The sequence below is a fragment of the Pseudoalteromonas sp. MB47 genome (assembly GCF_011319765.1).
GTDB lineage: Bacteria > Pseudomonadota > Gammaproteobacteria > Enterobacterales > Alteromonadaceae > Pseudoalteromonas > Pseudoalteromonas simplex.
Genome location: NZ_VFBD01000022.1, coordinates 81,331 through 92,406, shown reverse-complemented (window position 1 = coordinate 92,406; position 11,076 = coordinate 81,331). Strand labels below are relative to the sequence as shown.

Sequence of the window (11,076 nt, the reverse complement as noted above, 5' to 3'; positions counted from 1 at the left end):
TGTTGACGAAAACCATCAATGGAAAACAGCATCAGATACTGACGTCTATGACCGACCCAATGAAATATCCAAGTGCTGATATCGTCGATCTATACAGTCACCGTTGGGAAATAGAACTTGGGTTCAGGGAAATGAAACAGTACTTGCTCAAAAATGAATTAACGTTACGTAGCAAAACCCCAGAGCTAGTAAAACAAGAGTTATGGGGCGTATTGCTCGCATACAATTTAGTACGATATATGATGACTAAGATGGCTTACAGCCTGAAAGGGATATGGCCTTATCAACTCAGTTACAGCAATGCTTCTGGCTATATCATCAAGGAGTTAATGATGTTGCCTCACACCTCAGCAGGAAAAGTACCGAGCGTAATAAATAAACTTATTGCAATGGCTGAAACCTTTGTACTGCCAGAGCGAAGAGAAAGACATTATCCAAGATGTGTGAAAAAGAGACCCAGTCGATACCCTGAACGAAAGCCCCAAAAAATGCCTGTCAGCTCTTAACTGACAGGCATTAAAGCATTGCTTGGCTTTTTTAATGGTTATTCAACACGTTGCCAATATTGATTACGATAGAAAAATGCAATATATCCGCGTACTTCAAGCACCTTACCTTGTTCTTTTGGAGTCAGTTTAAGGGTATAGGTTTTACCATTGTTTGGGTCTAGGATTTCCCCCTCTTGCCAGCTACCATCACCGGCATCTTTAGCACCTTCTATAATTTGTAACCCTAAAATTGGCTGATTTTTCTTATCACCTTTACACTCTTCGCAGATTGCATCTTGCTTGGCTGGGTTAAGGATTTTTTCAACACTACCAACCAATACACCATCTTGCTCACTAATACGTACTAAAGATTTCGCTTCATTCGTTTCTTCGTCAATGGTTTTCCAAAGACCCATTGGCGTCAATGCGGCAAAGCTCAACTGAGAAAATAATAAGGTAGATAAAACAATTGATAAACGGAACATAAAAAACTCGTATAAAACTTAAGACTTTGGCACTATATCAGGGCTTAAGCAAACACACCATTTTGCTTAGCTCTGAAATCGACACAACATTGCGAGGGAACACAATGAGTCAATTCACATTAATTACCGGTGATATTGTCAGTTACGACAGTAATCAGGTTGCTACAATTAACGCCACGGGCGAAATAAAAATAAATCGCTTTGCTGAGCCATTATTTATTCCTGATAGCGCTAAAGCCGCCATTGAGCTGGGTCGGCTCGATGATAACTTGTTTAATTTAAAAAAGTTATTACGCTCAGGCTATGCCGATCCCTGCCCTACGACCCGCGTGCTAATTGAAACCACACATCCTTTACCTGACATCGAAGGTCTGCTGGTCAAACGTCGCTTTAGCATTATTGATTTTTGCAGCGCCGAAATAGAAAAGTCGCACAGTAAAGCTGTATTAGATACCCTATTAAAGCTTGAATATGTTCAGCAAATTCAGCTTGATGAAGTCATGCAATTACAACCACCGGTACAATTTAACAATCAATAAAGGTACAATAACTTATAAGTATGCTAAACAGCTCCTTCATTTGTAAAAGGAATAACAATGAAAAGTGCGCTACCAATAATAGCTGCCGCAAGCATTTTGCTCGCAGGGTGTGATGAATTAGAAGTTGAAGAAACTCATAACTTTGGCGACGAAATGTATGAGAACAATTACACGCTCGTAAATACCACTGATTTAGAAGTGGATTATTACATGGCGAACACTGATTTATTTGGTGATGCTCAAGAAGTTAAAGACTCTGAATACTATGTTGATACGCTTGCATCGCAATCACCTCCCGTTGATGTAATACATGCTCACAATGAACGCAGTCGTATTTCCTTTTATGTAGTCGATCACAGCGACACAAGTAACTCAGCCACACAGATGTATCAGGTAGCTCAAGATCAACCTTATCATTTTGTGGCTTGGCAAAATGAAGAAAAGCTCCGTTTAACACTCGTCAAAAAAGCCAATGATAATAAAGATGACTTTTTTGCGATTCGTATTCTCGCAACTGAAAACCTTCGCTTAAAAGTCGAAAAACAACTCGTTAATTTATATCAGAATCAATTAAGTTACTGGTACCACATTGATGACTGCGCTGATGACTTGAAAATATCAAGAATTAACGATGAGGATAAGCGAGTCTATGAACCCGTCTCAATCTGCGACGCATCATATGGGCAGTCATATACCTTGCTCTTAAGTGAAGATGGCCTTGAAGCGAGCATTGCTGAATAACCATTACATCTTTAGGTAAAAAGCTTTACATAGCTCCTTATAATCTTGGCTGTAGCTGCCATCAGCTGCATGTATGGTTAACGACGTTGTTTCGCATTCACCGTTGTTTTGGCTGAATAGCATCAGGCTTCTGCTCGCTTGCTTTTTGTCGGTGGTGCGAACCAAGCAATGGCGGTTTAAGTACCAGCCAGCTTGCTCGGCAACAGCAATGAATTGTTGTGCCTCTACGCAAGGCAAGATCACATTCAAGCGTGTTTTACTGTGACTCAGTCTAGAACATGATGCTATTAATTCGCTGAAGCTAAGGCCATCAGTATGGCGGGCAGTATTTCGAGCATGATTATCACCTTTTAGGCTCGCATTAAAATAAGGTGGGTTAGTGATGATCGCATCAAAAGGCTCTGCTGCACTAAATGACTGCACAGCTCCTTCGAAAAGGTTTATATCAGGCCAAGGGCTAGCCGCAAAGTTGTCTCGAGCATCATTACAGGCATCAGAATCAATTTCAATGGCACTTACTTTTGCATCAGGCATTCTTTGTTTTGCCATTAACGCCAACAACCCTGTGCCTGTACCAATGTCTAAAATGTGCTTAGCACCACTCACATCAGCCCACGCCCCTAACAAAATACCATCGGTCGATACTTTCATCGCTGCGCGCGTTTGCGTTACCGTAAATTGTTTAAACACAAAGCCTGACATTTTTTCACCTTTTCATTCACCACAGCCGCGTTAACGCGTATAATTAGGCTCAATTGTCCTCTATTTATGTCACTCTATGCAATTTTCTGAATTTGATATCGATAACAAGCTGTTAAATGCCATTAATAAAATGGGTTTTGATACGCCAACCAGTATTCAACAACAAGCGATCCCTGAAGCACTTCAAGGTCGTGATATTTTGGCATCTGCCCCTACTGGTACGGGTAAAACAGCCGCGTTTTTGATCCCTGCAATTCAATACTTGCTTGATTTCCCGCGTCGCGATCCTGGCTTTGCACGCGTATTGATCATGACACCAACCCGTGAGCTTGCTTACCAAATTCATGAGCAATGTGAATTACTCGCAGCACAAACTCATCTTAAAATTGGGGTTGTGACAGGTGGTATAAACTACGGGACACACAGAGAAATTTTCGAAAGCAATAACGATATTCTCATTGCCACACCAGGGCGTTTAATGGAGTACCTCGAAACAGAGAACTTCCATGCTGAAAACGTTGAAATGCTTATTCTTGATGAAGCTGACCGCATGCTAGACATGGGTTTTCGTAAAGAAATGCTACGCATTTGTGATGAAGCACGTAACCGCCGTCAATGTTTCTTATTCTCAGCCACCCTTGAAGGTGACAGCGTTGAGTTATTTGCAGAGCGAATCTTAAACGATCCGGCACTGCTTGAAGCCGAATCTTCACGTAAAGAAAAAGGCAAAATCCATCAATGGGTTCACCTTGCGGATGACTACGACCACAAGCTAAAAATGTTGGTTGAAACGTTAAATGGTGACGACATTCATAAAGCAATTGTGTTTGTTAAAACTCGTGAACGCCTTGAGACACTGGTTGGCGAGCTAAATAACGAAGGTCTTCGTGTTGCTTGGTTACGCGGTGAAATGCCACAAGATAAGCGCATGAAAGCGATGGAAAACTTTCACTCTGGCCGCAACAATATCCTAGTTGCAACAGATGTTGCTGCTCGTGGTATTGATGTTGCTGATATCAGCCATGTTATCAACTTTGATATGCCACGCACCGCAGACGTATATGTACACCGTATAGGACGTACTGGCCGTGCTGGTAAAAAAGGCATTGCGATATCATTTATTGAAGCTCATGATGTGGCAATTGTTGGTAAAGTTGAGCGCTACATTGAGCAAAAGCTTAAACGCCGCGTAATTAAAGGGCTTGAGCCACAGCACAAAGAAGCGAAGATCCCATCTAAGAAGAAAAAAGATCCAGTAAAAATGAAGGCAAAGAAAAAAGCCAAAGCTAAAACGAAGAAGAAAAAGTAGTTTTAACTTTAACATCATAAAAGTAAAAATGCCGAGCTTGCCTCGGCATTTTTGTACCCTACCCTTTTTACTTATTTAGTGTGTAATTAGTTCACACTTTCTTACCCATACAGACCGGCAAAAATAGAAAATCAATTAAATTCAAAAACTTAAAAAATGGAATAATAATTGTTACTGGTTCAGCAATAGTTCACAGCAGACTAGAACAACGAGGGAATTGTATGAGCCGCTTCAAATTAACCATAGTAATTACTTTATTAAGCTGTATTTTTTTACTTGCTTGCGCAACGAATGTGAGTGCCAATACTAGCGTGCTAACAACCAGCACATCGGCACAACCTCGCCTACAACAAATGGCCCTGAAAAAGTTAACAAATAATCCGAATTTTAAGATTAAGCATCTTCAGGTGATTATCGATGGCAATACTGTTGAATTAAAAGGAATTGCAGAAACAGGATTTCAACGTGCTTTAGCGCAGAAATTTTTGGAGCACAGTCATGGTGTAACCCAGATCAGAAATAACCTTAAAGTGAACGCATTAAACAACCCGACACTTTAAGGTTAATAATTTAACAGAGGTTTATTTACCGCTTGCTTGTAAATTAATGTAGCTAGCTAATTCTTCTGGCTGCCCCATTAACGCCATAATCTGTTGGTTTATCTCCATCATGGTTTTTCCTTCAGGTAAGCTTGCTGACACAGTCAATTCAGACAATCCACTTACGAAGTTTGTGATAGCAGCTGCTAGCTCTTCACTTACTGGCGCCTGTTGTAACTGCATGGCAACAGTCTGTTGGAACTGCTCGTGGCTCATACCTTGTGCTTCTAAGAAACTATCAACAACTGCTTTAAGCTCACCTTCGTCGGCGATCGACATATTAATGCTACGTGGCTCAAGTTGAGTCATTGCAGCCATCATTTTTGATTGCTGTTGCAGTTGTTGCTCTAAAGTCAGCTCTGCACCTTGCGCTTCATTTTGCATTTTACTTATTGCCATTGATGCTTCCATTAATGGCGTTGAGTTGGCAAGGCCTAAGTTAAAACGCACATCAGCAACTTGGTTTGCAATAACGTTTAAAGCAAAATCACTGCTACCAGTGTCTTTATCATAATCTAGCGATGAATTTACGTCATAGCTTGCAGATGCTAACTTATTGTTCGCATTTTCAGGAAGTTGCGCTAAAAAGTCATCACTAAAACGAAAGCTCTTCATTACAAAACCAGTGTGAGGCGGCACTGCATCGACTTCATATCCTGTCACTTCAATATTGTCGATTGTGGCAATCATCTCATCACCAGTATAGCTTTGTACCTTAATCCCTGAAAGCTGCATGCTGCTAGCAAATACATTTGCTGAAATATCATTGTAAGTAATATCTACACCACTTTGCGCTGATAATGCACTTATTTGCTGATCAACGACCTTTTTTACTTCCTGTGTAGCTGCGTAGTTTGCGTAAAACGCACCGCCAACAGCCGCAGCAACAACCGCTGCTATAATTAACTTTTTCATTTTATTTCCTTTAATTGGTGTAAATTTTTAGCAGTGTATCATTAGTTGATTAACGACAATAGTTCATGCACGGTTTTCACTGGCGTGATCTTAGCGCCAAGCCCTTCCATTGATTTATGGTAATTGCGATGCGGAATAAAAATCTCTGTAAAGCCGTGTTGCGCAGCCTCCTTCACTCGAGGTACGCCGCTGTCGATTGGTCTTACATCACCATTTAAACTAAGTTCGCCCATAATACAGGTGGTGCGTGGTACAACAAATTCGTTCAAGCTGCTTAATAACGCTGCAACCAATGCTAAATCGATACAAGTCTCTGACTCATCGATTTTTAAGCCACCGACAATATTAAAAAAGGTGTCGTGAAAGATTTTTGTCTTTGTGTGTTTACGTAAAATTCCCGTGAGCATCTTAATACGATTCATGTTCAAACCAACACATACCCGCTGTGGAAACTCAGCTTCGGTTTCTGTAGTTAAACATTGAATTTCGAGTAGTAAGTTACGGTTACCTTTACGTATACAGGTAATGGCTGAGCCTGGGGATTCTGTGCTTGAACCAGATAAAAAGATTTCGCTCGGGTTATCAACGCTCAGCATTCCGCGTTCACACATTCTGAAAATACCCACTGTGTCGATATCACCAAAACGGTTTTTATTGGCACGCAATGTTCTGACTTGCCCATCGTTAGTATCAATATGCAGTAAGGCATCAACTATATGTACCAGTGTTTGCGGCCCAGCAATTTCGTTATTTTTGTTTACATGGGCAATGATGAACATAGTTACATCGTTTTGCTTACAGTATTGCGTTAATGCTTGAGCTGCACTTTTTACCTGTGAAGGTGAACCTGGACTACCATTTGCCGTTTCTGTCACCACTGCCTGAATTGAATCGATAACTGCAAATTTAATTTTGTTTTTATCGAGTTCTTCAATGATTGCTTCAACACTGGTTTCAGAAAGCAAATAAAGCTCATCTTCGTTATAATCTAAGCGCAAGCGATTCACTCGGTTTTTAAACTGAGATAAAGACTCTTCCGCTGTACAGTATAAAGACGGCATCAGCTTTGACATACGTGCAACTAAATCAGACAACAAAGTCGTTTTACCGGCACCAGGGTCGCCTGAGATAATGTTGACGGAACCTGTCGTTACACCACCGCTTAATACTCTGTCTAACTCACCGATTTCGGTAAGGCGTTTTTCTGCCTCGGTGGTTGCAACTTCGTTGATTTTCTTTGAGCCACCGCTTGCGATACCGGCATAGCCTGCCACTGCAGCACGACTTGCCGCTTGCTTTGATTGCCCTGCCGATGGTTTAAATTCTGCAAGTGTATTCCATGCACCGCACTTACACTGCCCTTGCCAGCGCTGATAGTTCATGCCGCACTCAGTGCAAACAAATTCGATTTTTGCTGATTTTGCCATTCGGCCTTACCTATTGAATTATTCTATTTTGACTAATTAGTAACTTAAAAAACTGACTAGCTAAATATTTCATGTATAGTAGTTTTATGAGCTGAAGCCTTTGAACTTAAATCTGTTCGGCTTTTTTACACAGCTATAAGCGCAATAAAAAGTGCTTTAAGGCACATTTTTTGCTTATAAATAAAACTTTACAATTCTTGCCATTTATTTGGCAGGTACTTATAACAATAACTAATACAATAAAAAAGTAGCGATTACTCAAGTTTTAATAATTTACTGCCTGCAAGTATACCTACTTTTTTAGATAGACGGTGATGGTTTTATAAATGGCTGAAGACATTTTGCTTAAATATGAGAGCCTAGTTGAAGAGCTAAAGGCGCATTTAGGCACTCCTAAGTTTGACAAACTATTTAAATCAAAGACAGCTAGCTTAACGAAGCCAGAGCAGTTTTTGATTAAAATGGAAATGTCACGCTTATCTCAGCCAGTAGCTCGCTTTATTGATTTACGTGGTCAAGTAACTGGTCAAGTCAAACCCTACGAATATGATGGCAAACAACACTTTATGGACGATACCGCCATTGAAGTGTTCGAAGATGCTATAAAACGCCACGGTGGTTATACTCTTGCTGTTTACGAAGCGGTAATGAACACCGAAAACAATCACCGGGTAATGCAGAAAAAAGCCGCTGAGCAAGCTTTAGCTGACGATAGTGCCGCTACAGAGCAGCCAGCTAAGGTTATTAAGTTTGCATCATACGAGAGTCGCCGCGAAGAGCGGATGAATTACTCAATTAAAATCACCGTTGAACTCGATAAAGACAACAAAGTTGCAGCATCAACGTCTGATATTTCTCTGAGCGGCGCTAAAATAAAACTAGCTCCACGTTATCAAGTTAAAAAAGGTCAGTTAATAGGTCTTCGCTTAGTTGGCTTAGAGCAAGATTTTGAGCTTGGTTTAAAAAACGGTATTCAATATGAAATCGTAGCGGTAGAGAAAGTTTCTCGTGAATATAACCATATACGCCTAAAGCGTACCTTTATTGAAAATAACGAAAAATTTGATGAGTTTCTAGAAAGCTTTATCCATGGCAATAAACGTCGCTATAAGGTTAATCTCGACAACACCTTAGATGCTGTTGTTTCAAAAGGCTACGAGCAATACTATATCCCTCGTGTTACCTCACTTTATACCTTTTTAAGCCTACAGGGTGATAAGCTATATCCTAGCCTTGCGCTAACCACAGAAAATAATATTTTTATTCAACGCTATTTTTGTGATGAGCGTAAGTTGTCTTGCCTGTACAGCATCATCAATCAACAACGATTGGGAGACTTACTAAGCTCTCCAGAAGCTGTTAAAGAAGAGTATTTATATACTTTTACTCATACCGTTGCCGGGAAAATTTATTATTATTCTGCAACTCGATCTGAGCTTGATAGCCAACCAAACTTAAAAAATTTATTTTTAGGATTTGGTAGCCAGAAAGATAGCTGGCAATGCTTTAAGCTTCAGTTGATGCCAAGCCATCCGGAAGATTCGTATATTCCACTGTCGCTACCAAGCAGTGCTGGTAAAAACATCGAAAAACTAAATAAGCCACCGACACCTCGTGTGCAAGGGTTGATCAAAGATGTTAAATATCTACTTATTTTGACCTCAATCGGTACTAAGTTTGAACAACAAACGTACCAACAGCTTGATTACAATAAAGATGCGGTAAACCAACTTAAACAGTTTGGTCACAGTAAGCATAAAACGCCCCCTCATTTAGAGCCTGTGGCGCTTGAGTATGTGAACCTTCGTGCTCATAAACGCTATTTATACAAAACAGCTGTAAGTGTAGAACACCATGAGCAAACTGTTACAGGCCATACCCGTGACTTATCTGTGATGGGCTTACAAATTGAGTTCGACCAGCCTGTTGAGTTCAAAAAAGGCGATATCATTAAATTAAACTTGCCTGAATTGCAAAAAATCACCAAAAAGCATGATTTAACAAACCTTGCTTATGAAGTCATGGCGGTGAGTAAGTCACTGACGACCGTGAATTTAAAAGTGCATCGACTTACTGACTTACCGCATATGGCAATTAAGTTTTTCACGGTATTAATTGATAACAACAAAGACAAGCTACGTGTTTGTGAAGAATCCCCTAAAATTCCAGGGCTATCTACTGCACTAAGAAATATGGTGACTAAAAGCGTATGCCAGTTTCCGTTTTATTTACATAAAGAAGCAGCGCATTTTAAAACCGGCGCTATTGGCCAAGGCTTATACCCAAGCCCACTGCATGTTTTATTACAAAATTTTGGATTGTTAAATGAAACAACTAGTATCGATGGTTTCTTATCGACAGATCAAATTACAGAAGTGATCACACCGCTGATCAAAGACCGTAGTCGCCAAGACCCACCGTTACCATTCACTTTATTTGTTCGCTTTGACCCACGTAAAACTGTTATAAGCGATGCCATTACTAGTCGTTGTATTAGTGAAGATGACTATAAACCACAAACCTTGTTTGTAAAAAAAGCACTAAAAAGCGATTTAGTATATATTTTCAGGCTGTACATTTCTCGCACAGGGCGGCCTGATATTGATTATTTGGCGAATGAATTGAAATATATTAGTCAGTACGCATTACATAAAGCAAAAGATCTTGAAGAAGCGCTATGGGCAGTAGCTGGCGTAGGCGATATAATTGATATTACCGACGAAGCGCTTACCCATTTTGATATTGAGCAAAGGTTGATCAATGAAATGAGTAAACGCAAAGCAACATGGTTAAAGCGAGTAATCTAATGGTAGGCCAAGCAAGTAGGCAACTTGTAGTAATGAGCCTTCATTAATTGCTGTTTGTGCTTGCTCAACTACTTTCTGTTTACCGTGCACAGCAACACCAAGCCCTGCAGCAGCCATCATTTTTAAGTCGTTTGCTCCATCACCCATGGCAACAGTTTGGCGGTTATTTAAGTTAAGCCTCTGTTCGATTCGTTTAAGTACACGGGCTTTTTCCTCAGCATCAACTATCGTGCCTATGACCTTGCCTGTTAAACGATTATCTTTGAACTCAAGGGTATTGGCATGCACTTCATCTAAATCAAGCAGTGACTGCACTTGCTCTGCAAAAGGCACAAAGCCACCTGATGCGATTGCTAAATGCCAATTATGCGCTTTTAGGTATTGGCATAATTCACTCACCCCCGGCATCAGCGGTAAACGCGCTTTTAAGCCATCAATTAAGTCACCATCAATACCTTCAAGCTTAGCAACACGCTGCTTTAAGCTTTGTGCAAAATCTAGTTGACCAGCCATAGCTTGCGCGGTCACCGCTGCAACTTCGTCATAAACATCGGCTAGGCGCGCAATTTCGTCGATACATTCAATAGTAATAGCTGTTGAGTCCATATCCATCAGCAATAAGCCTGGTTCATTTACCGTTGGCGGATCCGTTAATTGCACCAATTGAATACCCAATTGCTTTGCAAATTCCACTAATACTAGTGGACTAAGTACTGTTGTTGTTTCGCTATGAAAGCCCCACGCTACTGGCATGTCTGCGACTGGCTGATAACAACAAAGCGATAAATTACTAAACCCTTGCACGGCTAAAAAATCACTAATCGCGAGTAATTGCTCAGCATTAAGCTCATTACCAAAAGCAATACTGAACACGCCTTGATTTGCTTTTGGCGTAAAGTCTGTTGTAATAAGGTGTTTATTTTCAATTTTATACCAGCAATTTAGGCTGATTTGTTCAGCTAAATTTGCTGAAGGTGTAGCAGCTAAGCTAAGCTGTGACATAGTGGCTCCACATTAGACTTATGTCTGTCCTTGGAAGTGCTTTTGGCACTCGCACTCAAGGG

General features: G+C 40.5%; 11 protein-coding genes. 6 read left to right on the top strand and 5 right to left on the bottom strand.

Annotated features, from left to right (window positions below):
• Nucleotides 1–506, top strand: a 506-nt coding sequence (locus IMPJCBKJ_RS13040; protein ID WP_166340644.1) for a transposase, incomplete at its 5' end; no start/stop codon positions are given.
• A 38-nt stretch (nt 507–544) separates the two neighbouring features.
• On the opposite strand, the gene IMPJCBKJ_RS13035 is transcribed toward IMPJCBKJ_RS13040, so the two are convergent.
• The gene (locus IMPJCBKJ_RS13035; RefSeq protein WP_166340643.1) at nt 545–973 is read right to left on the bottom strand and encodes a DUF2147 domain-containing protein; all 429 of its coding nucleotides are present in this window, start codon (nt 971–973) and stop codon (nt 545–547) included.
• A 104-nt stretch (nt 974–1,077) separates the two neighbouring features.
• Between IMPJCBKJ_RS13035 and IMPJCBKJ_RS13030 the strand changes: the two genes are divergently transcribed.
• Together IMPJCBKJ_RS13030 and IMPJCBKJ_RS13025 are read left to right on the top strand one after the other, a co-directional pair.
• Nucleotides 1,078–1,512, top strand: a complete 435-nt coding sequence (locus IMPJCBKJ_RS13030) for a hypothetical protein (RefSeq protein ID WP_138619818.1) — start codon at nt 1,078–1,080, stop codon at nt 1,510–1,512.
• 57 nt (nt 1,513–1,569) lie between these two features.
• On the top strand, nt 1,570–2,253 hold the full coding sequence (locus tag IMPJCBKJ_RS13025; protein ID WP_138619819.1) for a hypothetical protein: 684 nt from the start codon (nt 1,570–1,572) through the stop codon (nt 2,251–2,253).
• 3 nt (nt 2,254–2,256) lie between these two features.
• Here IMPJCBKJ_RS13025 and IMPJCBKJ_RS13020 read toward each other — a convergent pair whose 3' ends face one another.
• Nucleotides 2,257–2,955 (bottom strand): methyltransferase, encoded by a 699-nt coding sequence (locus IMPJCBKJ_RS13020; protein WP_166340642.1) that lies wholly within the window; start codon nt 2,953–2,955, stop codon nt 2,257–2,259.
• Nucleotides 2,956–3,031: 76 nt separating this feature from the next.
• On the opposite strand from IMPJCBKJ_RS13020, the gene srmB reads away from it, so the two are divergent.
• Nucleotides 3,032–4,264: an ATP-dependent RNA helicase SrmB gene (gene srmB / locus IMPJCBKJ_RS13015; RefSeq protein WP_055198154.1), complete on the top strand. Its 1,233-nt coding sequence runs from the start codon at nt 3,032–3,034 to the stop codon at nt 4,262–4,264.
• Nucleotides 4,265–4,485: 221 nt separating this feature from the next.
• Nucleotides 4,486–4,824, top strand: a complete 339-nt coding sequence (locus tag IMPJCBKJ_RS13010; RefSeq protein ID WP_054551241.1) for a BON domain-containing protein — start codon at nt 4,486–4,488, stop codon at nt 4,822–4,824.
• Between the two features lie 21 nt (nt 4,825–4,845).
• On the opposite strand, the gene IMPJCBKJ_RS13005 is transcribed toward IMPJCBKJ_RS13010, so the two are convergent.
• Both IMPJCBKJ_RS13005 and radA read right to left on the bottom strand, forming a co-directional pair.
• The gene (locus IMPJCBKJ_RS13005) at nt 4,846–5,778 is read right to left on the bottom strand and encodes a hypothetical protein (protein ID WP_138619821.1); all 933 of its coding nucleotides are present in this window, start codon (nt 5,776–5,778) and stop codon (nt 4,846–4,848) included.
• A 41-nt stretch (nt 5,779–5,819) separates the two neighbouring features.
• On the bottom strand, nt 5,820–7,205 hold the full coding sequence (gene radA, locus IMPJCBKJ_RS13000; RefSeq protein ID WP_054551239.1) for a DNA repair protein RadA: 1,386 nt from the start codon (nt 7,203–7,205) through the stop codon (nt 5,820–5,822).
• Nucleotides 7,206–7,531: 326 nt separating this feature from the next.
• Between radA and IMPJCBKJ_RS12995 the strand changes: the two genes are divergently transcribed.
• Nucleotides 7,532–10,012 (top strand): PilZ domain-containing protein, encoded by a 2,481-nt coding sequence (locus tag IMPJCBKJ_RS12995; RefSeq protein WP_166340641.1) that lies wholly within the window; start codon nt 7,532–7,534, stop codon nt 10,010–10,012.
• Here IMPJCBKJ_RS12995 and serB read toward each other — a convergent pair.
• Nucleotides 9,995–11,014 (bottom strand): phosphoserine phosphatase SerB, encoded by a 1,020-nt coding sequence (gene serB / locus IMPJCBKJ_RS12990; protein ID WP_166340640.1) that lies wholly within the window; start codon nt 11,012–11,014, stop codon nt 9,995–9,997. The two genes, IMPJCBKJ_RS12995 and serB, sit on opposite strands and share 18 nt — an antisense overlap.
• Nucleotides 11,015–11,076: the final 62 nt, after the last annotated feature.

Bases quoted from the DNA above. Each gene is read 5' to 3' on its own strand.
- IMPJCBKJ_RS13035 (WP_166340643.1), bottom strand. From the start codon at position 973: ATGTTCCGTTTATCAATTGTTTTATCTACCTTATTATTTTCTCAGTTG.
- IMPJCBKJ_RS13030 (WP_138619818.1), top strand. From the start codon at position 1,078: ATGAGTCAATTCACATTAATTACCGGTGATATTGTCAGTTACGACAGT.
- IMPJCBKJ_RS13025 (WP_138619819.1), top strand. From the start codon at position 1,570: ATGAAAAGTGCGCTACCAATAATAGCTGCCGCAAGCATTTTGCTCGCA.
- IMPJCBKJ_RS13020 (WP_166340642.1), bottom strand. From the start codon at position 2,955: ATGTCAGGCTTTGTGTTTAAACAATTTACGGTAACGCAAACGCGCGCA.
- srmB (WP_055198154.1), top strand. From the start codon at position 3,032: ATGCAATTTTCTGAATTTGATATCGATAACAAGCTGTTAAATGCCATT.
- IMPJCBKJ_RS13010 (WP_054551241.1), top strand. From the start codon at position 4,486: ATGAGCCGCTTCAAATTAACCATAGTAATTACTTTATTAAGCTGTATT.
- IMPJCBKJ_RS13005 (WP_138619821.1), bottom strand. From the start codon at position 5,778: ATGAAAAAGTTAATTATAGCAGCGGTTGTTGCTGCGGCTGTTGGCGGT.
- radA (WP_054551239.1), bottom strand. From the start codon at position 7,205: ATGGCAAAATCAGCAAAAATCGAATTTGTTTGCACTGAGTGCGGCATG.
- IMPJCBKJ_RS12995 (WP_166340641.1), top strand. From the start codon at position 7,532: ATGGCTGAAGACATTTTGCTTAAATATGAGAGCCTAGTTGAAGAGCTA.
- serB (WP_166340640.1), bottom strand. From the start codon at position 11,014: ATGTCACAGCTTAGCTTAGCTGCTACACCTTCAGCAAATTTAGCTGAA.